Raw genomic sequence first — 25,191 nt, forward strand, 5'->3', positions numbered from 1 at the left:
CCCGCTGTTGCGCAAGCGGCCCAACCCGCGCTTGCCCAAGTGGTGACCCTATGAAATTGTCAGATTATGATATGTCCGCTTCCCGCGGATTTCTCTCGCATTTCGAAATAGTCGATATTGACCTTCCCGATATTTTTGCCCCGATCATCAAGGCCGCAGAAAATCTGTCCGGCCTGATGACCACCGGCCGGGTGCGGCACTGGCTGGAGCTGCTGCCGGCGCTTGATCTTTCCGACTGGGCTGCCAATGCGCCTGAAGAGCAGGTCCGGGTCGCGATGGTGCGCTATTCTTTCCTCGTCCAGGCCTATGTCTGGGGCGAAAGCGATGCGCCGACCACCCTGCCCGCCAATCTCGCCCGTCCAATGGTGGCGCTTGCCGACCGGCTCGATCAGGCACCGTTGCTGCCCTATAGCGGCTATGTGCTCGATAACTGGGCGCGGCTGGAGCGTGACGGCCCGATCTCCCTCGACAATGTCTATATGGTGCAGAATTTCTACGGCGGAGCAGACGAGAACTGGTTTGTGATGATCCACGTCGCTATCGAGGCTGCGGCTGGTCCACTTCTCGATCTTGCCTGCGATCTTGTCGCAGCCGCGCGTAAAGAAGACACCGCCAGAACAACGGCGCTGCTCGAGGAAATGGACGGCCACTGGGATACGGTCAACGCGATATTCGGCCGCATGCCAGACCGCTGCGATCCCTATATTTATTATCAGCGGGTGCGGCCCTATATCCATGGCTGGGCGAATAACCCGGCGCTGCCCGATGGCCTGATCTACGAGGGTGTCAAGAAATATGAAGGCCGGGGCCAGGCATTTCGCGGCCAGACCGGGTCGCAAAGCTCGATTGTACCGAGCATGGACGCGCTGTTCCAGGTGCAGCATGGCAATGATCCGCTGCGCGCCTTTCTCGACGAACTCCATGCGTATCGCCCGGTCCACCACCGGCGCTTCATCGAGGATCTGCGCGAACAGAGCAAGTTGCGGGAATTCGCCATTGCCAGCGGTGATGCGGCGCTCAGGCAGGCTTTCAACGCCAGCGTCGAACAAGTCGCGCGCTTCCGCACAAGGCATCTCGAATATGCGGCCAGCTACATCAACAAGCAGGCAGTGAGTGGCAAAGGCAATGACACCGAGGTCGGTACCGGAGGAACACCGTTCATGAAATATCTGAAAAAGCACCGCGATGAAAACCGGGCCCAGCTGATCTGATGTTTTTTCTCTCCCCCAAAGGGAGAAGAAAACGGAGACGTGGCGCCGTAGCCCAAGCGAAGGCGGTTAGTCGGAGTCGGTGAGGGGTTGCGGCAAGACGCGCCCTCACCAACGTCGCCTAAGCAGCAAGCTGTAAAGGCTGTGGTTTCCTCTCCCGCAATGGGAGAGGATAAATTCCTTGCACCGCCTCCCTCCCCTCTGCCACTAGGCTCGCCAGGAACGGGGGACATATATGCTATCGGCAATCGGACTTATCGGCGGACTTGCGCTGCTCATCTGGATGACGGTGCGCGGGGTGAATATCCTGATCGCCGGACCGATCGCCGCGGCAGTTGTCGCGCTGACCAGCGGGATTGCCTGGTTACCCCCGCTGGCCGCAGCAGGTGCTCCTGATTTCGCCACCGCCTATATGGACGGCTTTGTCGGATTCTTCAAAAGCTGGTTTTTCATGTTCCTGCTCGGCGCGATATTCGGCGAGATCATGGGGGCCAGCGGGGCCGCTGCCAGCGTCGCCCACTGGGTAATTGAGAAGATCGGCATCAAACATGCCGTGCTCGCCGTGGTCGCCGCCTGCGCGATCCTGACCTATGGCGGCGTCAGCGTTTTTATCGTGTCGTTCAGCGTCTATTCGCTCGCCGTGCATCTGTTTCGCGAGGCGGATTTGCCAAGACGTTTCATCCCCGCTGCGCTGGCATTCGGGTCGGTCACCTTCACCATGACCAGCGCCGGCAGCCCGGAAATCCAGAATCTGATCCCGATGGAATATCTCGGCACCACCGCCTATGCCGGCTGGCAGGTCAGCCTGGTGATTGCGCTGTTCATGGCCGTTACCGGACAATATTGGCTCAACCATATGGTCAAGCGCGCGGTCGCTAAGGGCGAAAATTTCGTCGGGCGCGAAACGGACGACCATAATACAGACTATAGCAACCTGCCCGCACCCTTGCTCTGCATCCTGCCGCTGGTTGCGGTGCTGGCGATATTTCTGGTCTTTCAATATCCGCAGGATATGGGGCCGCTGTCAGTGATCTTGCCGCAGGAATCGCTCGACAAATGGGCTTTGGTCGCGGCCTTGGGATCGGGTGCGGTTGTCGCCTTGATCGTCGGTTATCAGAAGCTCAAATCGATGCCGGAAGCCTTTTCGCGCGGGGCTACCAGCGCGGTTGTCGCGATTACCAACACTTGCGCGGTTGTCGGGTTCGGTTCCGTCGCGAAGCTGTCACCGGCCTTTCAGGAAGCGCTGATCATGGTACAGAATATTCCCGGTAGCCCGCTGATCGGCGCGGCCATTGCCGTCACCGTGATCGCCGGCCTGACCGGCTCCGCATCGGGAGGCCAGTCGATCGCCCTGCCCCTGATCGCGCCCCATTATATCGATGTTGGTGCGCAACCCGACGAACTGCACCGGGTCGTCGCTATCTCCTCTGGCGCGCTCGATAGCTTGCCGCATAATGGCTATGTCGTGACCACGATCCGCGCGGTTTGCGGGGAAACGCACAAGGATGCTTACGGCGCAGTGGGCGCGCTGACCGTGGTGATACCGGTGATCGGGACGGTCATGGCGGTGATACTGTTCGGGATTTTCGGCTGACGCGGACTGCGCTCTCCGCAATGTCCCCGGCGCAATAAATGGAAGATTTTGAAGCATCTTTGCCATTCCGAACAGACAAAGGCATTATCTAAGATATAATCTTAGGTAATGCCTCTATATTTCTGTTATTTGATATCTATTTTGGAAATTGGTTCCGAAAAAAGAGCCGGCTTATATTATTTCAACCGTTCGATCTTGCTCGCGGCTTCGTCGATAATCGCCGCAACCTCCAGGATCTTGTCTGATCCTTTCTCTTGATCAACCAGCCGGATGCGGATGGCGCTTTTGAGATTGTGGACGGCCCGGCGGATCGACGCACCGTCGCTGGCCTCGTCCATCTTCGACACACCTTCCAGCCTTGCCAGAATTTCGGCGATATGCGCCTCGTCCTCGGCCAACCGGGCGGAACCCGCTTCGGTGATCGAATAGATTTTCTTGCCGTCGTCATCGACCTTTTCGTCGATCAGGTCCATTTCCGCCATCAGGGTCAGCGTCGGATAGACGATCCCCGGACTGGGCGCATAATGGCCGCCGGTCAGTTCCTCGACCTGACGGATCAGATCATAGCCGTGCCGCGGTTCTTCCGCGATAAGGTGCAAGGCCAGGAGCTTCAGTTCTCCGCGCCGGAACATCCGTGCGCGTCTTTTGCCCTTGCCGCCTTCAAAAGCAGCCTGGGCAAAGGCCCGGGCGAATTTCTCGCCAGGCGGTCCGCCTCTTCCGCGGCCGCGACCACGGCCAGATCCACGTCCGGACCCCTCGGGGCCTCCGGTTCCAAATTTCATTCCATGTCTCATTTTCAAATCTTTCTACATTTATAAGATGTTCTTAAGATATATCTTAAATGGGTCTTTGCAATAGTGAACCGCGGAAAAACGTGCAAGTCTCTGAAAAAATGTTGGAATATTTTGCCTAATCCTGGTCCATCAAAGATGGTGCCCCGCTTTAAAGATATTGGACTCGCGTCCACAAACTGTTAATCGAACAGTTAAAGTCTGGATGGAGAGATCAATGACAGCCCCGATACACGGCACCTGCGACCCCCGCTTTGCAGCGGTCAAAGCGGCATTCGAGAATAATTTCAGCGAGCATGACGATCTCGGCGCTTCGGTTGCGATCACGCTGGATGGCGAATTTGTCGTCGACCTTTGGGGTGGCCATCTCGACGAGGAACGCACTCAGCCATGGCAGGAAGATACGCTGGTCAACGTCTGGTCGAGCACCAAGACGATGGCGGCAATGTCGCTGCTCTTGCTCGCCGATCGCGGCGAGGTCGATCTTCATGCACCGGCCGGCAAATATTGGCCGGAATTCGCCCAAAGTGGTAAAAAAGCGGTCGAAGTCCGGCATTTTCTGAGCCATAATGCCGGCCTGTCGGGCATGGACAAAAAGGTCGATGGCGATGCGCTCTATGACTGGGAGTGGATGACAACCGCTCTGGCAAAACAGGAGCCTTGGTGGGAACCGGGCACCCAATCGGGCTATCATGCCCTGACCCAAGGCCATTTGATCGGCGAAATCGTCCGCCGGGTGACCGGCCAGACGATCGGCAATTTCTTCCGTCAGGAAATCGCCGAGCCAACCGGCGCGGATTTCCATATCGGCGCGGATGAAGCGCTCGACACGCGCATCGGCAATCTCGTCCCGCCGAAGAGCGGCCCTGCGCCCGATCCGGATTCAATTGCGGGCCGTACCTTCGCCAATCCCGGCGTCGATGCCACCGAACCGAGAAAGCGGAAGTGGCGCGCGGCGGAAATCCCCGCCGCCAATGGTCAGGGCAATGCCCGCAGCATCGTCCGCGCCCAAACCGCCATGGCCAATGGTGGCCAAGCATTCGGCAAGACCATCATGTCCGAAGCCGGAACGAAACGCATATTCGAGAAACAGAGCGAAGGCACCGATCTGGTGCTCGGCCTGCCGCTGACCTTTGGCATGGGCTATGGCCTGAACAATCCGGCGACGCCGATCAGCCCCAATGCCAACACGGCTTTCTGGGGCGGCTATGGCGGGTCGTCGGTGATCATCGATCAGGACGCGCGGCTGTGTTTTTCCTATGTGATGAACAAGATGGAATCTGGCCTGTTGGGCGATCCGAGAGGCTTCGGGCTGGCGGCGGCGATGTATATGTCGATGGCCTGATCCAAGGCTATGCCTTCCCCACTATGGCTAGTCGGCACGGCGCGACGCTCCCGCTAGAACAGCAACTCAACCTATCAGGATAGAGGCCGATATGGATTTGGGAATTGCGGGACGAATTGCACTGGTAAATGGCGGTAGCGCCGGCCTTGGGCGTGGAGCGGCGCTGGCACTGGCCCGGGAGAAGACCGAATTGTTCGTCACCGCGCGCGGCGAAGAGCGGCTGCACCAGACTTGCGAAGAGCTGGCCCGCGAAACCGGTGCCAAGATCACGCCGATTGTTGCCGACCACAGCAGTGACGAGGGCCGCGAGACGATCCTGTCCGTCTGTCCCAGCCCGGACATTTTGGTCGCCACCTGTTCCCCTCCCCCTTTCTCCGGCGATTTCCGCACCGTCGGCCGCGCGGAATGGGAGGAAGCGCTGTCGCTGACACTGCTCAGCCCGGTGGAATTCATCAAATCGGTGATCGACGGCATGGTCGAGCGCAAATGGGGCCGCATCGTCAATATCGCGACCGGTGCCGCCAAATATCCGGCCGCGATGCGGGTGCTGTCGGGGCCGCCGCGTGCAGCGCTGGTCAACTATACAGTCGCCGTGGCGAAACAGGTCGCCAAACATGGTGTCACGATCAACAATATCCTGCCCGGCATGCACCATACCGACGGGATAAGAGGAATGTTCGACAGCCAGGCGGAGGCCAACGGCACCAGCTATGACGAGGAAGTCGCCAAATTCGTCAAGCAGGTACGGATACCGGTCGGGCGCTTTGGCGACGCGGAAGATATGGGCATGTTTGTCGCGATGTTCTGCAGCGAAATGGCTGGTTACGCCACCGGCCAGAGTCTGGTCGTCGACGGCGGCATGGGCAATTCAATTTTCTAGCGGCGGTGTGCGCGACTATTTCGGTCGCACACGCAAAATCTTGCTGGTCGGACCGTCTGGCACTTCGGTCAGCAGGTATAGAAATCCGTCAGGACCGGTCCGGACATCCCGAAAGCGCGTGTCCAGCTCGCCAAATAGTTCAGTCTGTTTCCCTAGCGAGCCATCGGCGTTCATATTCACATGGCGCACATGTTTGAGCGCCAGCGCCGAAAGGAAAAGATCGCCATTCCAGTCCGGAAATGCCTCTCCCGCATATTGGGCAAAGCCTGAAGGCGCGATCGACGGCGTGAAGTGGACCAGCGACTGTTCGGTGCCTTCGAAAGCTTCATAAGGCGAAATCCGGCCACCGGAATAATCCAGCCCGTAAGAGGCCGTCGGCCAGCCATAATTGACCCCCGCTTTGATAACATTGATTTCATCACCGCCGGCCGGGCCATGTTCATTTTCAAAGACACGCCCATCAGCCGCGAGAATGATCCCCTGCGGATTGCGGTGACCATAGCTCCAGATTTCCGGCAACGCGCCTTCCTGTCCGACAAAGGGATTGTCCGCTGGCACCGAACCATCGTCATTCAACCGGATGATCTTGCCGAAATGACTGTCCAGCTTTTGCGCCTGTTCGCGGAAGTGGAATGCATCGCCCACAGGCATCATCAACGTCCCGTCGGGAAGGAAGATGATCCGCGCGCCATAGTGATTGCCCTGGACCCGGCTGGGCGAGGCGGCGAATATCTGCTGGCCGTTGCTGATCCGCGGCTTTCCGTCCGTATTGCTATATTCAAATCGCATCAGCGAAAGCGTGTTGGTGCCATCGCCCTGCTCCGCCGCATAAGAAATATACAACAGGCCGTTATCTGCAAAATCCGGGTGCAGGGCCACGTCAAACAAACCGGCTTGGGCACCCGAAGCATTATGCACCTTGGGATGTTCATCGCCGCTGGCAAAATCATAGACTACCGTCGTAGTCCCATCGGGAGCGACCTGCTTGAGCTTGCCGCTACGCTCGGTCACCAGCATATTGCCATCCGGCAGGAACGCCAGCGACCAGGGATGATCGAGACCGTCAGCGACTGTTTCAAGCGTATAATTGACCGGAGCCGGATCGACACGGCCAGCGGCTTCACTGGTTTTTACGCCGTCTGAAGAAGCGCCCTGGTTCGAACAGGCCGCCAGTGCGCCTATTGCGATTACGGAAAGGATGATCTTGAAGTTTCGCATATTGGCCCCCTGCTGGATCGCACAGTCTATCAACTTTATCCGGTCTGGCCAGCCTCTCTAAATCACCCCTTGCTAGTCACAACAAAGCATTTAGGTTAAATTGCTGACAGGAGAATTTTATGGCGCGCTTTGTTCGATGGATTTTGGGCCTGATTGCGGCGGCACTGGCGACCTATATCGTCGGGTCCGTGCTGAATTCCCAATCTGTCATCGCCATGCACGATATTCCTGTGAGCATCGGCGACCGGTTGAACATGACGCTGTTCGATATTTCCAACATGGTCGCCTATCTGGCGATTATCGCCATCGCCTTGCTGGCCGGCTTTCTGATTGCCACGATCCTGAAGCGCTTTCTGCCAAATCTGGCCCGTGTCGCCTATCCGATTGCCGGCGCTGCCGCGATCGCGGTCACGCTCGGCGCCATGTATATGGTGTTCCAGACCATCCCGATCAGCGGCGCGCGATCGACCATGGGCTTTCTGGGGCAGGTGTTCGCGGGTGCGCTTGGCGGCTGGGTGTTTGCGCGGATCGCGGTTCGCCCCGTCATGCCATTTAAGGCTGGGGCCTAAACCAAGGGTAGCGAGACTCCCATAAGCGGGCTGGGTGCCAGCCTTCGCTGGCAAGACGGGTTCTTACATGCCTGCCCTCGTTTAGAATATATTCAATGATTTGCGCTAGAGATGCGCGATGAATGATATGTCTCTCGATATCAAAGCGGTCCAAGCCGTGAGCGAGCTTTCAACCACATTCAATATGGATGAGGCACATATTCTGCATAGCAAGATTATCGCTGAATGCGCATCTGTGGAGCGATGGCTGTTCAATCAGATTTCACTGTTCCAGAAACCGGCGATGATGCTTTCTCAAAAAATCGATCAGATGAAAAAGCTGCTCGATCAAGACGAAAATCCATCGAAGCTCGCTAAAAAGATGAAGGTGCGCTTGACCGCATTCAAGCCGTTCGCTCAGTTTAGATCCGAAATTGCGCACTCTGAGATGAGTTGGGCAACGCGCGGATCTGAAATCATTATCTTATTCGAAAATGCCGCTCAAATCTGCCAGCCTCCAGTCCGAAAAATAACGGCTATGTCGATGGATGACTTGAGAAATGTTCGGATCGGTATCGCAAAAGCGGAGAACGAACTGACGATGCTGGACATCAGCCCCAAACCATCTTGCACATCTCAGCCGGCGAAGACCTCCGTCACCCCAGCGAAGGCCGGGGGCTAATCCAAGGGTGGTGAGATCCCCATAAGCGGGCTGGATGCCGGCGTGCGCTAGCCTGACGGATCACGATAGCTTCCTCATTTGCCTGCGTGCAGCGCGAGCGCCTTGCAGACTTCGATGATCCTTTTGGGTATCTTGGTTAAATCCTTATCGCTTTCCGACACGGCATAATATTGACCGACGTCATAGCCAATGCCCACGCCGCCCAATTGGATCGAACCGGCATCTGCAATCGCATCCCGAACAGCCGACAGGTGGCGGACCATGAAGCTCGGTCCATTTTGTACCAAGGTGGAATCGTCCACCGGCGCTCCATCCGAGACAATCACCAGAATCTTTCCGTCTTCCTTGCGGCTCTCCAGTCGATCGGCAGCCCACTGGATAGCCTCACCATCAACATTTTCTCGTAGCAATTGGGGATGCGCCATAGTTCTAATGGCATCTTCTGAGAGCGTATCATCAAATGGCTTGTAGACTATATGCAGCAGATCATTGAGCCGCCCAGGATATTCCGGCCGCCCATCCGCCAACCATTGTTTCCGCGACTGCCCGCCTTTCCACATCGACGTCGTGAAACCCAAAATTTCAAAAGCAATATCTCGTTTTTCAAACTCATGCGCCAGCCACTTGGTCGCGGCAGCCAGATGCAAGATTTTATCGCCCAGCAAGGAACCCGATTGGTCTATCAAAAGCGTTATTGCCGTGTCGTGCGCCTGACTTTTAAGCATATCGATATCGGCTTCGAGAGAAAGCCACTTGCCGCTTAACGCTTTGAACAAGTCGTCACATTCATTAACGAGTTCCTGCCAATCGCCTTGCCTGATCGGCCGCTCATCTATCGCTTCGGCAACGTAATTCGCATTTGGTTCAGACCGCGCGTGAAGAAATTCAGGATAATGCTTAGCGTCCAGTATTGTGTCAAACCTGTCGGTATAAACGCGATAAGCTGAACCTTCAGGCAGATCCTTAACAGGCCTCGATCCAAAATATCGTTTAAAAACATATTGATAGATCAATGGAGCAACGCCAAAACCTATTAGCAACCAATAAAAGGTCACCGAACTAGCATCAGTGGTTTATCGCCAACAACATCACTCCGGCTTCTTCGCCACCCCGACAAATGCCGGCCGCAGCAACCGATCCTTGATCATATAACCAGCCTGCATTTCCTGCACGATCGTGCCGGGTTCTTTATCAGCGGTCGGAATTTCGACCATCGCCTGGTGTTGGTTGGGGTCGAGCGGGAGGCCGACAGAGGCGACGCGCTTGATGCCGTTTTTCTCGAACACGGATTGCAGCTCGCGGCCGGTGGCTTCGATGCCGTTGATCAGGCCCTTCCACTTTTCCTCGTCCTTCACTTCGGCGGGAATCGCTTCGAGGGCGCGCTGCATATTGTCCATTACCGAGAGCATGTCGCGGGCAAAGCCGGTGGCGGCATAGGCGCGGGCGTCTTGCGCGTCTTTTTCAAGGCGGCGGCGGACGTTCTGGGTCTCGGCCTGGGCGTAAAGAACCGCCTGCTGGGCATCGGCCAGTTCGGTTTCCAGGGCTTCGATACGGTTGTCGGAATTTTCGGGTTGAGAAGACTGGCCTTCACCGCCGTCTTTCATCGACTCCGGCACCCCGTCCAGCTCGGCGGCGGCATCGGCGTCAGTTTGTCCGGGGTTCTGCTTGTTATCACTCATTGCTTGGGTCACTCTATTTTGATCATTTGGTCAACAAACGCGACAGGGTTTGCGCGGTAAAGTCTACCATGGGTACCACGCGGGCATAATTCAACCTTGTCGGACCGATTACGCCGACCACGCCAACCACCTGTCCGTCGCCGTCTTTGTAGGGCGCCGCTATCACAGATGAGCCGGAAAGGGAGAATAATTTATTCTCTGCGCCGATAAATATTTTCGCTGCCTCGGCGTCGCGGGCGTTGTCGAGCAGACGGGCAATTTCCTGCTTGGCTTCAAGCTCGTCGAGCAAGCGCCGCACCCGATCGAGATCCTCGAGAGCGCTATTGTCCTGCAGCAGATTCGCCTGTCCGCGGACGATCAATACCGGCCGGTCCGCCGGATCGCGGCTCCAGGTGACCATGCCCGCCCTGACCAGTTCTTCCGACGCCTTGTCGATCGCCAGTTCGCCGGCGCTGATCTCGCCGCCCACGGTCGCCAGCGCTTGGCTGAGCGTCTTACCGCCATAGCGGGCGGTGAGATAATTGCCGGCTTCGACGAGCGCCGATTCCGACACACCGGGTGGCAGGTCGAGCACGCGGTTTTCAACGCCGCCGTCCTGGGAAACGAGGATCGCAAGCCCCTGCCCTTCGGACAATTTGACGAAACTGAATTGCTTGAGCAACGGCTCGCGCTTGGGCACCAGCACCAGACCGGCGCAGGAGGACAGTCCGGACAGGATCGATGTCGTGGCGCGCAGGGCATCCTCGACCGGGCCCTGTTCGGTAATCTGGCTCTCGATCGCGTCGCGCTCCTGCTGCGTCGGGACCGCCGCCTGCATCATGCCGTCGACAAACAATCGCAGCCCGAGTTCGGTCGGCATCCGTCCGGCGCTGGTATGCGGCGCGGCGAGCAGGCCCAGTTCCTCGAGATCCTGCATGACATTGCGGATCGAAGCGGGGGAAAGCTCAAGACCGGGGGCCTTGGAAATGGTCCGCGACCCGACCGGCGCACCGGTGTCGAGATAGGATTCCACGACAACGCGGAAAATATCCTGCGCTCGGGTGGTCATCTCGGTGATCGGCGTGTTGGTCATGACTATTAGATAGGATGAATCTCGATAGGTTTCCAGCACTACTCCTCTCCGACTGGGAGAGGAGGAGGGATTGCCTCGCCCGTTGCGAGAGGTTAAGGACGCGCCAACTCTAAAAAGGATCAAACTATGCGACCATCGGGCCGTGCGCCGGACGAAATGCGCGCCATTTCCATCGAAACCGGATTTACCAAACATGCCGAAGGAAGCTGCCTGATCAGCTTTGGCGATACGCGGGTATTGTGCACCGCCAGCGTTGAAACGAGCCTGCCACCATGGATGCGCGGCAAGGGTACCGGCTGGGTGACCGGCGAATATTCGATGCTGCCCCGCGCCACCCATACCCGTGGATCGCGCGAAGCGGCTCGCGGCAAGCAGTCCGGCAGAACGCAGGAAATTCAGCGGCTTATCGGGCGCTCTTTGCGCTCGGTCGTCGATCTCAAGAAGCTCGGCGAGCGGCAGATTACGCTCGATTGCGATGTGATCCAGGCCGATGGCGGCACGCGGACGGCTTCTATCAGCGGTGCTTGGGTGGCGCTGCGGCTGGCGGTCAACGGCCTGCTCGACCAGAAAGTGCTCAAGGAAGACCCGATCCAGCAGAAGATCGCCGCGATCAGCTGCGGTATCTTCGACGGCACGCCTGTGCTCGATCTCGACTATGACGAGGACAGCAACGCCGGCGCCGACGCCAATTTCGTGCTGACCGGTGATGGCAATATCGCTGAAGCACAAGCCACTGCCGAGGGCCAGACCTTTGACGACGAAGGGCTGATGCGGCTGATGCGACTGGCGAAAATCGGCTGTGGCCAGATTTTCGAGGCGCAGGACAAGGCGGTTGGTTAGGATTTAGAAGAAAAGAAATCGTCATCCTGAACTTGTTTCAGGACCTCCAAAGGCTGTGCGCGGTCTCAAGGGGTCCTGAAACGAGTTCAGGATGACGAAAATGTGAGAAACAGATGACCACCCACCGCAAACTCGCCCCCGGACGCCTGATCATCGCCAGCCACAACCAGGGCAAGGTCCGCGAAATCCGGGCGTTGCTCGAGCCTTATGGCATCGAGCCGGTGTCGGCGGGTGATCTGGGATTGCCCGAGCCGGAAGAAACCGGAACGACCTTCGCCGAAAACGCGCTGCTCAAGGCGCGCGCGAGCGCCGAGGGTGCGGATTGCGTGGCTCTGGCCGATGATAGCGGGCTGTGCGTTGCGGCGCTGGGCGGCAAGCCGGGGGTTTACACCGCCGACTGGGCCGAGCGCCAATGGTTCGAGGGTGAACCGGGCCGCGACTGGTATATGGCGATGGGCAAGGTCGAGGGAAAGCTTGCCGAACAAGGCCCCGACGTCGACCGCAGCGCCTATTTTGCCTGCACATTGGCGCTGGCCTGGCCCGATGGGCATTCCGAAATCTTCGAAGGGCGCGTAGAGGGCAATCTCGTCTGGCCGCCGCGCGGAAAACTGGGCTTTGGCTATGATCCGGTGTTCCAGCCGATTGGTTTTACCGAGACATTTGCAGAACTTGATCCGGCGCAGAAACAGGCGATGAGCCATCGGGCGGATGCGTTCCGGAAACTGGTCGAAAGCTGTTTTTAAACTGTCACCCCAGCGAAGGCTGGGGCCCAAACCGAGGGTCGTGAGACTCCCGTAAGCGGGTTGGATTCCAGCCTTCGCCGGCATGACGGGTTAACCTACCCCCGCAACGGATCCCTGCCCATCACATTGCCCGCCGGGCTATAGCGACAGACGAGATAATCGAAGTGACCGCTGCTGGCCAAAGCGCAGCCGACTCGCCGGGTCGTAGGCCAGATTATCTGGGTATAATGGCCGATGTCACCCCAGTTGCCGGTGGTGCTGTTTTCGGGAAAGCGGCCCGGCTTGAAATAGCGATCTTCCTCGACCCAGGAACCGACCATATCCATATGATCATAAGCGTTGCGCGTGCCCATCCACAGGTTTTCGCCTTGCCGTTCGCTGCTTCTGGACTGGCTATCATGCCCGAACCGGCCAGTGCGGGCCATCGAGCGGGCATAGGTCGCAGCATCCCTCGCCAATTCGTCGCTCCACAGCAGATCCGGCGCGCCGACCTTGGCCCGTGTTTGATTATGGGCGCGCATCATCACACTTTGCAAAGGGCTGAGCGGCCGCGCTGCGGGAGCCTGGACGGCGCGCGGTGCAGGCGCTGGAATGCTGCGCGGCGCAGGACCTGCAAGCACGCGCGGCTCCAGCTTGCCTGCGGCTGGCGGTTGCATCGCCGCATCCTGATAGGGGATTTGCGGCGGGATGACGGAACAGGCCGCTAATAGTGGCGCGATCGCAAAGATAGGGCTAAGGGCGCGGAATATATGCATGAACGAGACCATAGGAAGCCAACAGTTAACAAGTCCGCTACAGGGCCGCTGGCCCTCTATGTCCATTGGCCATTCTGCGTCTCCAAATGCCCCTATTGCGACTTTAACAGCCATGTTCGCGAACAGGTTGACCTCGTGGCCTGGCAAGCGGCCTTGCTCGCCGATATGGCGCATGAAGCGGCGCTGACGCCGGGGCGCAAGCTGTCGAGTATCTTCTTTGGTGGCGGCACACCCTCTCTGATGCCACCGGCGTTGGTCGAAACACTGATCGCGGCGGCGGAGCGTCTGTGGGGTTTCGAGGAAAATACCGAAATCACGCTGGAAGCCAATCCGTCGTCGGTCGAGGCAGCGAATTTTCACGATCTGGCTGAGGCGGGCGTAAACCGGGTGTCGCTCGGCCTGCAGTCGCTGGATGACCAGACGCTCGAATTTCTGGGCCGTGCGCATGATGTCGAGGAAGGGCTGGCGGCGCTCGACACTGCGCAACAGGCATTCGACCGGGTCAGCTTTGACCTGATCTACGCCCGCCCCGGGCAGTCTCTCGAAGACTGGCAGAAAGAACTGGACCGCGCGCTAAGCTTCGGCACCGGGCATCTCTCGCTCTATCAGTTGACCATCGAGCCCGGCACGCGGTTCGAGACCTTGGTGCGCACCGGCAAGCTGGTGCCGGCCGATGATGATCATTGCGCCGATCTGTTCGAACTGAATCGCAGCATCATGACCGCAGCCGGCCTGCCCGCCTACGAGATCAGCAATCACGCGAAGCCGGGTCAGGAAAGCCGTCACAATCTGACTTACTGGCGCTATGAGGATTATGTCGGCATCGGCCCCGGCGCGCATGGGCGACGACTCGACAGCGCAACCGAGCGGCACAAGAAGCCGGAGAATTTTCTCTCTGCGGTGGAGCGCAACGGCAACGGGCTGAAGGTCGAACAGGCGCTGTCACCTGAGACGCGGGCGATGGAAGCGCTGATGATGGGGCTGCGGCTGGCCGAGGGCGTCGATTTGGACGCGCTCGCAGAGAAGACCGGGCTGGCGGCAGCGCAGATGGTGGACCAGAAATCCGTGAATCATCTCAGCGGACTGGGCCTGCTCGACGCGGCGGGCGGACGGCTGACAATTTCTCCCAGGGGCATGCCGCTGCTCGATGCGCTGTTGCCAAAGATCATCGCCGACATCTGAAATCGCACGCTATGTTCTATCGTCCTACGGGCGTTGAATATTATCAACTTACCTGTCACACTCGCTTCAGGTCTGAGGAGAGAGAAGTCATGGGAATATTCAGCGTCATCAAGCGCGAGCTCCATTTCACACAGTCGCTCAAAAGCGTGATGGCTCTGGTCAAGGATATTGACGCGGACGCTCCTATCCTGATCACCGACGATATCGAAGCCACGATCGACAGCTTTCCCGACAATATCGCCTTTCATTTTGAAGACGACACGGTCACCTATGCGGAGTTTGAGGCGCGCGCCAACCGGATCGCCCACTGGGCGCTGGCACAAGGCTATCAGGCGGGAGACACGGTCGCCCTGTTCATGGAAAATGCGCCCGATTTTGTCGCCACCTGGTTCGGCCTGTCCAAGGTCGGGATCGTCACTGCCCTGATCAACAGCAATCTCGAAGGCACAGGCCTTGCCCATTGCCTGAATATCGTAGAGACCAAGGCAGTTATCACCACCGCGGATCTCGCACCGAGGGTATCGAAAATCGCAGCCCAGCTGGATGGATCGCCGGCGCTGTGGGACTGGGAGGGCGAAGTCGGTAAAGACCTCAACAGCGCATTGGCGGAATTGCCCGATGATCGCCCCGACCAGAGCCACCGCGCCCATATGACCGGCAGGGACCTGTTTCTCTATGTCTATACATCGGGCACCACCGGACTGCCCAAGGCAGCGCGTATCTCCCATGCCCGCGCCCGCCGCAGCTTCCGCATTGCCATCTCGACCTGCCCGCTGACACCGGAGGATCGCATTTACATCACCCTGCCGCTCTATCATGTAACCGGCGGCTTCATCGGTATGGGCGGCGCTTTGCTCAGCGGCGCATCGGTCATATTACGACGCAAATTTTCCGCATCCCAATATTGGGATGATGCGGCCGATTATGGCGCGACGGTGATCGTCTATATTGGCGAGCTATGCCGCTATCTGCTGAACCAGCCGGATAATCCCAAGCAAAGCTCTCACAAGGTCCGGGTCGGCATCGGCAATGGTCTGCGCTCGGATATCTGGCAGCAGTTTGTCGACCGGTTCCAGGTGCCGAAGCTGCTCGAAATCTATGGCTCGACCGAGGGCAATATCTTTCTGATGAATTTCGACGGCAAGATCGGCGCGGTCGGCCGGATACCGAAATATCTGGAAAAGCAGTTCGGCGACACCAGGATCGTGAAATTCGATATTGCAGAAGAACAGCCGGTGCGCGGCGACGACGGCTTCTGCATCAAGGCGGACTGGGATGAGGCGGGCGAACTGATCGGGCGGATTTTCAAGGACAGCCCGTCCGATTTTTCCGGCTATCAGGACAAGGAAGCGACCGAGAAGAAAATCCTGCGCGACGTGTTTGAAAAGGGTGACGCCTGGTTCCGCTCCGGCGACCTGATGAGCCGCGACCGCTCCGGCTATATCTATTTCAAGGACCGGATCGGCGATACATTCCGCTGGAAGGGCGAGAATGTCGCGACCAACGAAGTCTCCGAAGTGCTGTCGCAATATCCCGGGATAAAGACCGCCAATGTCTATGGCGTCGAAGTCCCTGGCACCGATGGCCGCGCCGGCATGGCCTCGCTGACCGTGGCGGATGATTTCGATATTTCGGGCCTGCGCGTCTTTCTGGCCGCGGAAATGCCGCCTTATGCCGTGCCTCTGTTCATCCGGATCGAGCCGGAGGCGCAGACCACCGGCACGTTCAAATATCGCAAGGTCGAACTGGTCAAGGAGGGCTTTGATGTCGCCAGGATCAAGGACCCGATCTGGTTCTGCAAACCGGATGTGGAGGGTTATGCCGAGCTGACCAAGGCGGAACATAAGAAGCTGCTATCGGGAGAATATTGGTTGTAGCAGCGGGTGCGGCGGACGCTGCATTCATCCTCTCCCCTTGAGGGAGAGAACAAGTGGAGCTTGTGAACTTGTTCACTAGCGAAACTCGGTGAGGGGTGAGCGGCAAGAGCCCCCTCACCAACGTCGCCTAAGCAATAAATTGCCAAGGCTTTGGTATCCTCTCCCTCAAGGGGAGAGGAAAGTTGGACTTCAATCCGTGACCTGCTAGATTCCCCCAATGGAAACCGGCAGAACCCTCATCAACGCCTTCTCGGCCTATCTCCGGGACGACCGGCGGCGGTCGTCGCATACGGTGCGGGCTTATGTGATCACCGCAGAACGTTTCTGCGCCTTTTTGATGGAGCATATTGGCAGTGGTATCGGCGCGGCGGAGATCAAGGCGGTGAAGCAGGCCGATATCCGTTCCTATCTTGCCTATCGCCGAGGTGACGGCCTGACCAACAACAGCGCGGCGCGGGAATTGTCGGCCCTCCGGGCCTTCCTGAAACATGTCGGCGGCGATGAGGCGCAGGTACCGAAGATCAAAGGCCCCAAGGTCAGGCGCGGGGTCCCGCGTCCGGCTTCGCCCGATGATATATTGGCACTGGCCGGCGACGCACAGGACAGCGCCAGCGAGGACTGGATTGGCGCGCGCGACTGGGCGGTGTTGCTGCTGCTTTACGGCTCGGGTCTGCGGATCAGCGAAGCGCTCGACCTGACCGGCGACGTCCTGCCCCTGTCCGACACATTGCGGGTGACCGGCAAGCGCAGCAAGGTGCGGATCGTGCCTTTGCTGCCCAAGGTGCGCGAGGCGATCGAACATTATATCGATCTCTGTCCCTATCCCATTGCTCAGGATTTTGCTCGCTGCAAGAATGACCAGATTAGCGGTTCGCCATTATTCCGCGGCAAGCGTGGTGGGCCATTGTCACCCAATATGATCCGTCGCGTGGTGCAGCAGGCACGAACCAAGCTCGGTATCTCCGATACAACCACCCCTCACGCCTTGCGGCACAGCTTTGCCACGCATCTGCTGGCGGGCGGTGCGGATTTACGGAGTCTGCAGGAATTGCTCGGCCACGCCAGCCTGAGTTCAACGCAAGTATACACCGCTGTCGATGCGGCGCATTTGCTGGATGTTTACCAGAATGCCCATCCACGGGCTGGGTGATTTCCGGATGCAACGACCAGGACCATCGGGACACGAATTAGACCGGTGTCAACCAGCGTCGTCGGAAGCGTTATTTTGGATTGCTAGCGTCAGAATATCGATCGCCTCGGCGACCTTTACCGCGGGGACACTCAGTTGTAGCTCGTCTAGCTGTACCAGAAGCTCTTGGAGCAACTGGATGAAGCCGGATAATTTATCTTCGTTTTTCATCCCGAACACTTTTGCAACTGATATGAATATCAATGGTAACGACTTCCAATATCAAGCCATCATTTCCACAAACGGCACAGTGAAGCCAAGGGAGCCAAAAGTCAAAATTTACTTGGGATACACTAGAAAAGTAACGATAAATTCTGCAGGCGCAATGTCATACCGCTTTGTCGCCAGCCTCATATTCAGCCGTCGGAGAAGCTGGTTCAGCCGCAACATCCAACACCAGTTCGATTGTCGAAATGGCCTTGCCGGTAATCTTGAAACTCCGGTCCACTCCGGTCTCGGAAATATTCCCGGTTACCAGATCCTGTTTTGCCAGCACCGACAGGATGCGGTCGAGATTTGTCGGGAAGCGCATCACTTCCGTCAGCGAAGATTCAAGAACGACAGGCACGCAATCCCGACAGGCATATAATTTCAGCATCACCAGCCAGGTGTCTTCCCCGAGGTCAGAGATTTCGTCACCAAATATCTGGTTGCGCTTTGCGGCAACTGTCAGAAGATTGTTCGCAATATCGGTAAAGTGCATATGCCCCCCAGTCCGTGATGAAACGAATGGGTGCTTTTCAGCCAACCGGAACCTTCCGTAAGTCTGAATTAATAAATTCGGAGCGCAAGAACCACAATATGTACCAAGGGACAGGGCGTGAGCTTTGGGATGGCGGTCGGCCTACAGGCTGCGCAACAGAAAACATATGCGATCCCGTCGCGTTGTTAGCGCGGAACCGCGCCTTTGGCTTCATGTCAGTGGCGCGAGAGAAGCGAGGACCGAACTCATCTTCAAGAATTATTTCGATGGGGCGCGGTGCCGAATTTCGAACATCCCTGTCAGATTGGTTAGCGTAAAATGACCATAAAAGGGGCATTTTCCGCGATGGCCTAATTCTTTAGTTAGTAGCGCATTCCGTAACGTCACTCATTATTGGCCAGCAGAGTAGGTCCCATAATTCCATCTAAAAAGAGAATATGTGAACTGAAACGAGGACTGTTTTATCTGCGCCAGGGAGGAAGTTTGAAATGGATAAGGAAACGCATTACAACGCATCAATTTTTTCACGCAAATCAATCATGACCGCACTGATGAGTTCGGCGGTGGCCATTGGCGCTGTCGGCTATAGCGCGCCAGCCTTAGCGCAGGATTTGATCGAAGATGAAACCGGCAGCGACATCATCATCGTCACAGCGCGCAAGCAAAATGAAACGCTTCAGGAAACACCGGTAACGGTTACATCCATAGGCGGTGACACGCTCGATAAATTCCAGGTCAATGAAGTTGCCGATGTCGTCAGCCGCATTCCGGCCCTGAACGTGCAAGTCGGTGGCTCGGGAGCTGGTGGCCAGATCAGCTTGCGCGGCGTTGGCACGACCAATATTTCCGCAGCCTTCGACTCTGCCGTAGCATTCGATTTTGACGGCGTATCGATCAGCACCATGCGGCTGGTTCAGGCGTCCTTTTTCGACGTCGAACAAATTGACGTTCTCAAAGGTCCGCAATCCCTGTTCTTCGGTAAAAGCGCATCGGCGGGTGTATTCTCGGTCCGCTCCGCCAATCCGACCGCGGACTGGGAAGTCGGCGGCAAGGCCTCTTACGAGTTTGAAGAACAAGGCTATACGGTGGGCGGCTATATTTCCGGTCCGGTCAGTGACACGCTCGGCATTCGCGTCGCGGCGCAATATCAGGATATCGACAAATATGTCGAGCTGGAAGCAGGCACGCCGTCGGTCTTTGCCGACTCGGGCAAGGGACTGAAGAATTTTGTCGGCCGGGTCACATTGCAATGGGATCCGACAGATAATTTCTCCGCTAACCTGAAACTTAACTATAATCATAACCAAGGCGACAGTTTGCTGGGTCACTCCGATATTGATTGCGGTGCCAATGGTGTCGCGGATGATGTCCTTCTGGCGGTGCCCGGCGTTTCGATCCCGTCCAACGCCACCTGCGACATTCAGGACGGACTCTATCCCCATCCCGATGGCCATCCTGACCTGCAGGTCATCGCCCCCGGCACCACCGGTGCGGATCGCTACACCGGCCAATCCTATAACGAGACCAACACCGTCTTTGTCCGGCTGGCGATGGACCTGCAACTCAGCGACACGCTGACCCTGTCGACGGTCAGCGGGTTTCTCGACCTCGATAACGAGCATGCCGATCACTTCAGCTATGTCGGCATATTGGCCAATGGCGATCCCGGCGGCCTGCCCGCACCTTTCACCGATTCACTCACCCAACACACGCAGGAAATCCGCCTGACCAGCGACTTTGACGGTATGTTCAATTTCATGGTCGGCGGTTTCTGGGAAAGCCGCAGCCAGCCGTTGCAGACATCGCAAAACGCCTTCCTCGGCTCGTTCATTTTCCCCGATTCCCGCGGTATCACCTATGACTGGGTTGCCGACCGCACGACAAAAAGCGAGGCCCTGTCCTTCTTCGGCAGCATGAGCCTGGATATTACCGACCAGCTGGAACTGTCCGGTGGTGTCCGCTGGACCGACGAGCAAAAGACCCACAGAACCTCCTTCCCGTTCGTGCACAATGCCCTGACCTTCCTCAACGGCATTGTCGGCGGCATCGGCCTGGTGGTTCCCGAAGGCTTCCAGACCGGTCCGGTCAAATTCTCCGACAGCAATATCTCGCCGGAAGTGACGCTGAAATATCAGGCGACCCCTGATCTCAACTTTTACGCATCGTACAAGACCGGCTTCAAGTCGGGCGGCGTCGACAACAGCAGCCTGCCGACCGCGTCGATCCAGCTGGTCGTTCCCGGTTTCGCAGAACAATATCCGGGACTCTATCCCGATCCCGAGGCGGCCCGCGCAGCGGCGCTGAGTTCGCTTATCTACGACTCTGAAACAGCCAAGGGCGGCGAAATCGGCGTCAAGGCGATGCTCGGCAATGGCGCATTCCGGATCAACACGTCGGCCTTCTATTTCGTCTTCGATGATCTGCAGGTGCAGAATTTCGACGGCGCCGCGGTCCGCTTCCTGACCATCAATGCGGGCGAACTGACGACCAAGGGCTTTGACCTCGACTGGTCATGGCGCACCCCGGTCGAGGGGCTGAGCTTCTCCGGCGCGCTCGGCTATACCGATGCCAAGTTCACCGACACGTTCATATCGCAGGACCCCGACGGCATTCCCGGAAACGCCGATGACGTCGACCTCGACGGCCGGACCGCGGCGCGGGCACCAAAATGGTCGGGAAATATCGCTTTCGACTGGACCGTGCCGATGGGAGATTCGATCGAGTTCGGGCTGAACGGCAACGCCGCCTACAGCTCGTCCTATTTCGCCGGCAATAATAATTTCACCGATTATGTCCAGGACAGCTATGTCTCGCTCGACGGCGCGGTCTCGATCGGCGAGCCCGACGGCAAGTGGAAATTGTCGCTGATCGGCGTCAATCTGACCAACGAGCTATGGGCCAACACGGTTGGCGACCGGCCGTTTCTGCCCGCTGGCGGCGATGACCGCATAGTCACCCAGAACCGCGGCCGGCAATTGTTCGTCGAAGCCGCCTTCAAATTCTGATCGACACTCTCCCGTTGATCACATCAGGCCGGACCAGCAGCTGCTGTCCGGCCTGATGCTGTTATCCGGAACGAGGCGGCAATCCATGATTCACAGCCCCGGGCCGCTCTGGATTGCTGCGCTACGCTCGCAATGACGAGACTGGAATGACAGGGATTCATCCTCTCGCTATGGGAGAAGGAGTTAGCGGTTTGCGGAGCCTGCAGGAATCATTGGGCCATGCGAGCCGGAGTTCGACGCAGGTCCATACTACCGTTGATGCGACGCATTTGCTGGATGTTTATTATGGTGCCATCCGGGGGCCGGATAATAACCTGAGCTTGCCGATTTTTCGACGGTGCCTAGATCGAATTCTCGGCCCGTTCTTGGATGATGTGCAAAACATTGTCCTGAACATCGCCGAGCAAAAGTTCACCCCACAGGCTAAGATAAAAATCCATATGACTGCGCATTTTGTAGCGGGTGGTCAAAACCAGCTTCGATTGGTTGAATCCCGTTTGCTTGAGTTCGTAGCGCCCCGAGATAATTTTCAGCTTATCGCCATCGGGGGAAATATGTTTGTCGGTGTATTTCTGGACTGAATCATCGGGAAAGCGGAAATTCCAACCCAGAGCTTCGCCTTGTTGAAAATCGGAAATCGCCTCATCAAATTGAATGTTTTTACCCCATTGCGCTTTTCGAACCAGGCCCGCGCTTTCGCGCTGAATTTTCGCTTCACTCGGACGGGGTACCATCAAAATATCCTGAGTCAGGTTGAATGTCCCCTCATCCGAGGAGATTGCGGGAATATTGATCAGCAGCGGCCACACGGTTTCTGCCGCTGCTTCGATTTCGATTTCACGAGACACTTCCCAACTATTCCATTCTGGCGGTATCCTCTGTTCGGCAGCCAGCAGCACTATGGGAACGACGACCCAGCCCATGGACATCAGCCGGGTCGTTCCTTGTTTCCTTGCCTCTCTGGCATTCCACCTGTTGATGAGTGCTCCGACAGCTGCCGCAGGAATCCAGAACGGGAATATCATCGCAATGCAGATCAATCCCTCAACTTTGGCCAGATAAGTGAACAAGAAAATGATCCCCAGACCTACCGTTACGAAGCCGATGCAGCCGAGCATGGACTTGCTGCCGTTGGGGTCGCCCAGTTGGACGGTTAATCCGCCAAGCGCTGCGGGGACGACAAGCAGGGCAACGAAACCCGCATCGCTTACCCCCCAACGGTCACTGTAAAATAGCAGCAAGGCGATTCCGAACAGGATTGTCAGCAAACTTGCCGTCAATATATGGTCTGCTCGACCGAATTTTCTTCCGGAATCAGTCATAACTCCAACCGCCCTTCAATCACTTCCGGCCAATCACTTCCGGCCAATCCTTTTCTGCCTCAGCCCTCACTCGGCCGCCAGAAGATAATCCGCCAGATATAGACCGCCACCAGCAACCCGATCACGCCAAGCGACACCGGTCCCAGATATTGCCCGATATCATCGACATTCTGCTGTAGCGTATAGCCGGCATAAACCAGAGCACTGTTCCAGATCGCGGCACCGGCGCTGGTGGCGAGGATGAAGCGCTTGTGCGACATCCCGAACAAGCCGGCCGGGACAGAAATCATCGTCCGGATATTGGGAATGAAGCGGGCGACAAAGACTACCCACTGGCCGTGATTGTCGAAAATCCGGTCGATCCGGTTGACTGTCGCGACATCGAGCGTCAGCCAGCGGCCGTGCTTGCGGACAAAGGCGCGCAGGTCATCCTCGTTCCAGTGCCGCCCAACCATGAACCAGACATAGTTGCCAGCCAGCGAACCGATGGTGCCGACCAGCACCAGCCAGGCCGGGTGGAACGTCCCCTGCCCCACGCCGACGCCGCCAAGCCCCATGATCAGCTCGGACGGGACCGGCGGGAAGATATTTTCCAGCGCCATCAGCAAAGTAATGGCCCAATAGCCACCCTGCTCGATCAGGTCTGTTACCCAGCTGCTCATTCAGAGCTCACGGCTTTGGGCTTCAAGGGAAATCACAGGAGAGCAAACCTTGTTCGACAAAATGATACTGCACGGGAAGCAATGCAAACCCTAGCAATGCGAGCGGAATATAAACCCACCTCAGCTTTTTGACAAAAAATGAACCGATACCAACTGCCAGCAAAAGCAGAAATCCGATATGGATCGACCCAAATATCTCGGAATATTGCCCGTCCAGAGGTCCGGTACAAAAGACACTGATTTGATGGAGCGAGCCCCAACTCACAAGCAAGACGGCAATCTGCGTCAATAGCAAAAGCAGTACAATACCGCCGCTGGACCATAGCCTTTTTGACATGGAGTTTTTAGTTTCCAAGCCGCCGCTCGATCGCATCCCAGATCATGCCCGACGTATCGGTACCGTTGAACTTGTCTATTGCGACAATGCCGGTCGGCGAGGTCACGTTGATTTCGGTCAGCCATTTACCGCCGATCACATCAATGCCGACGAAGATCAGGCCGAGCCGTTTCAGGTCCGTCCCCATCGCCGCGCAGATTTCCTTCTCGCGCTCGGTCAGTTCTGCCGCTTCGGCATAGCCGCCTTGCGCCAGATTGCTGCGGAATTCGCCTTCGCCGGGCTTGCGGTTGATCGCGCCGGCAACTTCGCCGTCGATCAGCACGATGCGCTTGTCGCCCTGATGCACTTCGGGGAGAAAAGGCTGGACCATATGCGGCTCCGGCCAGGTCTGGTTGAATACCTCAAATAATGCACTGAGATTGCTGCCATCTTCAGGCACCAGGAAGATCGCCTTGCCGCCATTGCCGTGCAGCGGCTTAACGACGATGCCGCCATGTTCAGCCTGAAAGGCGCGCACTTCGTCGAGGTCGCGGGTGATCAGGGTCGGCGGCATGAACTGGGCGTAATCGAGCACATAGACTTTTTCCGGCGCGTTGCGGACGGAGACGGGGTTGTTGACCACCAGTGTCTCGCTCTCGATGCGTTCCAATAAATGGGTCGCGGTGATATAGCCGACGTGAAACGGCGGGTCCTGCCGCATCAGCACGACATCGATATCGCTGCCGAGATCAAGATTCAGCGGATGGCCGAATGTATAATGATTGCCCTCGACCGGCCGTACCGTCACCGGATGCGCGGGCGTGGTCAGGCGGCCATTGGGGTGCAGTGTCAGGCCTTTTACGTCATAATGGAATATTTCGTAACCGCGTTTCTGGGCGGAGAGCATCAGCGCGAAGCTGCTGTCTCCCGCGATATTCACACTTTCCATCGGGTCCATCTGTACGGCGATTTTCAGGGTCATTGATTTGCTTTCATTCACACTGTGCTGCGTTTGACGATCCATAACCGTTCGTCCTGATCTTGTCGAAGGGCGTTTTTGTTTACCGCGGTAAAGGGAAAGTTCGATCCGCTTGCCGATGTTGGCGAGCCTGTTGACCCGCAGGGCGAGCGAAGCTCGACAACGCCTATCGTCGAGAAGTGTCCTTCGACAGACTCAGGACGAACGGCATGTTTGATTCTAGAACCCATGCCATACGTTAGGCAAATGGACAGGCAGGCGTCTTGGTGAAACCAGTATCACATCGATCCGTGCATCTTCACCCTTGGTGCAAAATTGCGGATAGAGTATTTCCACCGCATCGGCGACGCGCTGGAGCCGTTTCAGATCGATCGACTGCTCGAGATCCTCCAGCTTCGTGCGGGCCTTCACCTCGACAAAGGCGACAAGGCCGCCGCGTTTGGCAACGAGATCGACTTCACCGCGTGGTGTTCGCACCCGTTCGCCCAATATCCGCCAGCCTTTCAGGCGCAGGAAGCGGGCTGCGGTCTTTTCAGCCTGGCGCCCGCGCTTCTCGGCGGCCTCGCGTTTCATTTTCGAGAGACCGTTCGTGCTGAGCTTG

Annotated in this window: 25 protein-coding genes; 12 read left to right on the plus strand and 13 right to left on the minus strand. The window is 57.4% G+C overall.

The features are described 5' to 3' along the window. Nucleotides 1-50: 50 nt before the first annotated feature. Entirely contained in the window at nucleotides 51-1,211 is a 1,161-nt protein-coding gene (locus ACWFTY_RS13325; protein WP_447524675.1) for an indoleamine 2,3-dioxygenase, read from the plus strand. A gap of 232 nt (nucleotides 1,212-1,443) precedes the next feature. Continuing rightward, a complete protein-coding gene (locus ACWFTY_RS13330; RefSeq protein WP_447524676.1) occupies nucleotides 1,444-2,802 on the plus strand; it encodes a GntP family permease in 1,359 nt (452 codons plus the stop codon). A 176-nt stretch (nucleotides 2,803-2,978) separates the two neighbouring features. On the opposite strand, the gene ACWFTY_RS13335 is transcribed toward ACWFTY_RS13330, so the two are convergent. Then, entirely contained in the window at nucleotides 2,979-3,584 is a 606-nt protein-coding gene (locus tag ACWFTY_RS13335; RefSeq protein ID WP_447524677.1) for a PadR family transcriptional regulator, read from the minus strand. A gap of 226 nt (nucleotides 3,585-3,810) precedes the next feature. Here ACWFTY_RS13335 and ACWFTY_RS13340 point away from each other — a divergent pair, with 226 nt between their 5' ends. Both ACWFTY_RS13340 and ACWFTY_RS13345 read left to right on the plus strand, forming a co-directional pair. Continuing rightward, nucleotides 3,811-4,938 carry a serine hydrolase domain-containing protein gene (locus ACWFTY_RS13340; protein ID WP_447524678.1) on the plus strand — a complete coding sequence of 376 codons (1,128 nt, stop codon included), beginning with the start codon at nucleotides 3,811-3,813 and terminating at the stop codon, nucleotides 4,936-4,938. A 91-nt stretch (nucleotides 4,939-5,029) separates the two neighbouring features. Further along, complete coding sequence (locus ACWFTY_RS13345) at nucleotides 5,030-5,818, plus strand: SDR family oxidoreductase (RefSeq protein WP_447524679.1); 789 nt, start codon at nucleotides 5,030-5,032, stop codon at nucleotides 5,816-5,818. A gap of 15 nt (nucleotides 5,819-5,833) precedes the next feature. Here ACWFTY_RS13345 and ACWFTY_RS13350 read toward each other — a convergent pair whose 3' ends face one another. Continuing rightward, nucleotides 5,834-7,036: a PQQ-dependent sugar dehydrogenase gene (locus ACWFTY_RS13350; RefSeq protein ID WP_447524680.1), complete on the minus strand. Its 1,203-nt coding sequence runs from the start codon at nucleotides 7,034-7,036 to the stop codon at nucleotides 5,834-5,836. A 119-nt stretch (nucleotides 7,037-7,155) separates the two neighbouring features. On the opposite strand from ACWFTY_RS13350, the gene ACWFTY_RS13355 reads away from it, so the two are divergent. Both ACWFTY_RS13355 and ACWFTY_RS13360 read left to right on the plus strand, forming a co-directional pair. Continuing rightward, on the plus strand, nucleotides 7,156-7,605 hold the full coding sequence (locus tag ACWFTY_RS13355) for a hypothetical protein (protein ID WP_447524681.1): 450 nt from the start codon (nucleotides 7,156-7,158) through the stop codon (nucleotides 7,603-7,605). Between the two features lie 118 nt (nucleotides 7,606-7,723). Further along, nucleotides 7,724-8,266, plus strand: coding sequence for a hypothetical protein (locus tag ACWFTY_RS13360; protein ID WP_447524682.1), 543 nt, complete (start codon nucleotides 7,724-7,726; stop codon nucleotides 8,264-8,266). Between the two features lie 74 nt (nucleotides 8,267-8,340). Here ACWFTY_RS13360 and ACWFTY_RS13365 read toward each other — a convergent pair whose 3' ends face one another. The 3 genes from ACWFTY_RS13365 to hrcA are packed head-to-tail and all read right to left on the minus strand — an operon-like array spanning nucleotide 8,341 to nucleotide 11,017. Next, nucleotides 8,341-9,321, minus strand: a complete 981-nt coding sequence (locus ACWFTY_RS13365; RefSeq protein ID WP_447524683.1) for a cobaltochelatase CobT-related protein — start codon at nucleotides 9,319-9,321, stop codon at nucleotides 8,341-8,343. 33 nt (nucleotides 9,322-9,354) lie between these two features. Further along, on the minus strand, nucleotides 9,355-9,945 hold the full coding sequence (gene grpE / locus ACWFTY_RS13370) for a nucleotide exchange factor GrpE (protein WP_447524684.1): 591 nt from the start codon (nucleotides 9,943-9,945) through the stop codon (nucleotides 9,355-9,357). A gap of 22 nt (nucleotides 9,946-9,967) precedes the next feature. After that, nucleotides 9,968-11,017 carry a heat-inducible transcriptional repressor HrcA gene (hrcA, locus tag ACWFTY_RS13375; RefSeq protein ID WP_447524685.1) on the minus strand — a complete coding sequence of 350 codons (1,050 nt, stop codon included), beginning with the start codon at nucleotides 11,015-11,017 and terminating at the stop codon, nucleotides 9,968-9,970. 126 nt (nucleotides 11,018-11,143) lie between these two features. On the opposite strand from hrcA, the gene rph reads away from it, so the two are divergent. Together rph and rdgB are read left to right on the plus strand one after the other, a co-directional pair. Then, on the plus strand, nucleotides 11,144-11,857 hold the full coding sequence (gene rph, locus ACWFTY_RS13380; RefSeq protein ID WP_339693106.1) for a ribonuclease PH: 714 nt from the start codon (nucleotides 11,144-11,146) through the stop codon (nucleotides 11,855-11,857). A gap of 113 nt (nucleotides 11,858-11,970) precedes the next feature. After that, on the plus strand, nucleotides 11,971-12,600 hold the full coding sequence (rdgB, locus tag ACWFTY_RS13385) for an RdgB/HAM1 family non-canonical purine NTP pyrophosphatase (protein ID WP_447524686.1): 630 nt from the start codon (nucleotides 11,971-11,973) through the stop codon (nucleotides 12,598-12,600). Nucleotides 12,601-12,695: 95 nt separating this feature from the next. Here the strand turns inward: rdgB and ACWFTY_RS13390 are convergent, their stop codons facing one another. Next, the gene (locus ACWFTY_RS13390) at nucleotides 12,696-13,355 is read right to left on the minus strand and encodes a CAP domain-containing protein (RefSeq protein ID WP_447524687.1); all 660 of its coding nucleotides are present in this window, start codon (nucleotides 13,353-13,355) and stop codon (nucleotides 12,696-12,698) included. Between ACWFTY_RS13390 and hemW the strand changes: the two genes are divergently transcribed. From hemW to ACWFTY_RS13405, 3 genes are all read left to right on the plus strand, one after another. Then, on the plus strand, nucleotides 13,350-14,537 hold the full coding sequence (gene hemW / locus ACWFTY_RS13395; protein ID WP_447524688.1) for a radical SAM family heme chaperone HemW: 1,188 nt from the start codon (nucleotides 13,350-13,352) through the stop codon (nucleotides 14,535-14,537). The genes ACWFTY_RS13390 and hemW overlap by 6 nt on opposite strands. 89 nt (nucleotides 14,538-14,626) lie before the next feature. After that, nucleotides 14,627-16,414, plus strand: a complete 1,788-nt coding sequence (locus tag ACWFTY_RS13400; protein WP_447524689.1) for a long-chain-acyl-CoA synthetase — start codon at nucleotides 14,627-14,629, stop codon at nucleotides 16,412-16,414. Between the two features lie 217 nt (nucleotides 16,415-16,631). Further along, a complete protein-coding gene (locus tag ACWFTY_RS13405; protein WP_447524690.1) occupies nucleotides 16,632-17,564 on the plus strand; it encodes a tyrosine recombinase XerC in 933 nt (310 codons plus the stop codon). Nucleotides 17,565-17,612: 48 nt separating this feature from the next. Here ACWFTY_RS13405 and ACWFTY_RS13410 read toward each other — a convergent pair whose 3' ends face one another. Beyond that, nucleotides 17,613-17,774 carry a hypothetical protein gene (locus tag ACWFTY_RS13410; protein WP_447524691.1) on the minus strand — a complete coding sequence of 54 codons (162 nt, stop codon included), beginning with the start codon at nucleotides 17,772-17,774 and terminating at the stop codon, nucleotides 17,613-17,615. 157 nt (nucleotides 17,775-17,931) lie between these two features. Next, nucleotides 17,932-18,306 (minus strand): hypothetical protein, encoded by a 375-nt coding sequence (locus tag ACWFTY_RS13415; protein WP_447524692.1) that lies wholly within the window; start codon nucleotides 18,304-18,306, stop codon nucleotides 17,932-17,934. 539 nt (nucleotides 18,307-18,845) lie between these two features. Here ACWFTY_RS13415 and ACWFTY_RS13420 point away from each other — a divergent pair. Beyond that, entirely contained in the window at nucleotides 18,846-21,311 is a 2,466-nt protein-coding gene (locus ACWFTY_RS13420) for a TonB-dependent receptor (protein WP_447524693.1), read from the plus strand. 341 nt (nucleotides 21,312-21,652) lie between these two features. On the opposite strand, the gene ACWFTY_RS13425 is transcribed toward ACWFTY_RS13420, so the two are convergent. The 5 genes from ACWFTY_RS13425 to ACWFTY_RS13445 form a co-directional block, all read right to left on the minus strand. Continuing rightward, nucleotides 21,653-22,633, minus strand: a complete 981-nt coding sequence (locus ACWFTY_RS13425; protein ID WP_447524694.1) for a hypothetical protein — start codon at nucleotides 22,631-22,633, stop codon at nucleotides 21,653-21,655. A gap of 59 nt (nucleotides 22,634-22,692) precedes the next feature. Continuing rightward, on the minus strand, nucleotides 22,693-23,295 hold the full coding sequence (locus ACWFTY_RS13430) for a DedA family protein (RefSeq protein WP_447524695.1): 603 nt from the start codon (nucleotides 23,293-23,295) through the stop codon (nucleotides 22,693-22,695). Between the two features lie 22 nt (nucleotides 23,296-23,317). Then, nucleotides 23,318-23,650, minus strand: a complete 333-nt coding sequence (locus ACWFTY_RS13435) for a hypothetical protein (protein WP_447524696.1) — start codon at nucleotides 23,648-23,650, stop codon at nucleotides 23,318-23,320. Then, nucleotides 23,640-24,593 (minus strand): glutathione synthase, encoded by a 954-nt coding sequence (gshB, locus tag ACWFTY_RS13440; RefSeq protein WP_447526895.1) that lies wholly within the window; start codon nucleotides 24,591-24,593, stop codon nucleotides 23,640-23,642. The genes ACWFTY_RS13435 and gshB overlap by 11 nt, the downstream gene beginning before the upstream one ends. A 216-nt stretch (nucleotides 24,594-24,809) precedes the next feature. Next, nucleotides 24,810-25,163 carry a YraN family protein gene (locus ACWFTY_RS13445; protein ID WP_447524697.1) on the minus strand — a complete coding sequence of 118 codons (354 nt, stop codon included), beginning with the start codon at nucleotides 25,161-25,163 and terminating at the stop codon, nucleotides 24,810-24,812. Nucleotides 25,164-25,191 lie beyond the last annotated feature (28 nt).

The sequence above is a fragment of the Parasphingorhabdus sp. NYA22 genome (assembly GCF_976973735.1).

Bases quoted from the DNA above. Each gene is read 5' to 3' on its own strand.
- ACWFTY_RS13325 (WP_447524675.1), top strand. From the start codon at position 51: ATGAAATTGTCAGATTATGATATGTCCGCTTCCCGCGGATTTCTCTCG.
- ACWFTY_RS13330 (WP_447524676.1), top strand. From the start codon at position 1,444: ATGCTATCGGCAATCGGACTTATCGGCGGACTTGCGCTGCTCATCTGG.
- ACWFTY_RS13335 (WP_447524677.1), bottom strand. From the start codon at position 3,584: ATGAAATTTGGAACCGGAGGCCCCGAGGGGTCCGGACGTGGATCTGGC.
- ACWFTY_RS13340 (WP_447524678.1), top strand. From the start codon at position 3,811: ATGACAGCCCCGATACACGGCACCTGCGACCCCCGCTTTGCAGCGGTC.
- ACWFTY_RS13345 (WP_447524679.1), top strand. From the start codon at position 5,030: ATGGATTTGGGAATTGCGGGACGAATTGCACTGGTAAATGGCGGTAGC.
- ACWFTY_RS13350 (WP_447524680.1), bottom strand. From the start codon at position 7,036: ATGCGAAACTTCAAGATCATCCTTTCCGTAATCGCAATAGGCGCACTG.
- ACWFTY_RS13355 (WP_447524681.1), top strand. From the start codon at position 7,156: ATGGCGCGCTTTGTTCGATGGATTTTGGGCCTGATTGCGGCGGCACTG.
- ACWFTY_RS13360 (WP_447524682.1), top strand. From the start codon at position 7,724: ATGAATGATATGTCTCTCGATATCAAAGCGGTCCAAGCCGTGAGCGAG.
- grpE (WP_447524684.1), bottom strand. From the start codon at position 9,945: ATGAGTGATAACAAGCAGAACCCCGGACAAACTGACGCCGATGCCGCC.
- hrcA (WP_447524685.1), bottom strand. From the start codon at position 11,017: ATGACCAACACGCCGATCACCGAGATGACCACCCGAGCGCAGGATATT.
- rph (WP_339693106.1), top strand. From the start codon at position 11,144: ATGCGACCATCGGGCCGTGCGCCGGACGAAATGCGCGCCATTTCCATC.
- rdgB (WP_447524686.1), top strand. From the start codon at position 11,971: ATGACCACCCACCGCAAACTCGCCCCCGGACGCCTGATCATCGCCAGC.
- hemW (WP_447524688.1), top strand. From the start codon at position 13,350: ATGCATGAACGAGACCATAGGAAGCCAACAGTTAACAAGTCCGCTACA.
- ACWFTY_RS13390 (WP_447524687.1), bottom strand. From the start codon at position 13,355: ATGCATATATTCCGCGCCCTTAGCCCTATCTTTGCGATCGCGCCACTA.
- ACWFTY_RS13400 (WP_447524689.1), top strand. From the start codon at position 14,627: ATGGGAATATTCAGCGTCATCAAGCGCGAGCTCCATTTCACACAGTCG.
- ACWFTY_RS13405 (WP_447524690.1), top strand. From the start codon at position 16,632: ATGGAAACCGGCAGAACCCTCATCAACGCCTTCTCGGCCTATCTCCGG.
- ACWFTY_RS13410 (WP_447524691.1), bottom strand. From the start codon at position 17,774: ATGAAAAACGAAGATAAATTATCCGGCTTCATCCAGTTGCTCCAAGAG.
- ACWFTY_RS13415 (WP_447524692.1), bottom strand. From the start codon at position 18,306: ATGCACTTTACCGATATTGCGAACAATCTTCTGACAGTTGCCGCAAAG.
- ACWFTY_RS13420 (WP_447524693.1), top strand. From the start codon at position 18,846: ATGACCGCACTGATGAGTTCGGCGGTGGCCATTGGCGCTGTCGGCTAT.
- ACWFTY_RS13425 (WP_447524694.1), bottom strand. From the start codon at position 22,633: ATGACTGATTCCGGAAGAAAATTCGGTCGAGCAGACCATATATTGACG.
- ACWFTY_RS13430 (WP_447524695.1), bottom strand. From the start codon at position 23,295: ATGAGCAGCTGGGTAACAGACCTGATCGAGCAGGGTGGCTATTGGGCC.
- gshB (WP_447526895.1), bottom strand. From the start codon at position 24,593: ATGACCCTGAAAATCGCCGTACAGATGGACCCGATGGAAAGTGTGAAT.
- ACWFTY_RS13445 (WP_447524697.1), bottom strand. From the start codon at position 25,163: ATGAAACGCGAGGCCGCCGAGAAGCGCGGGCGCCAGGCTGAAAAGACC.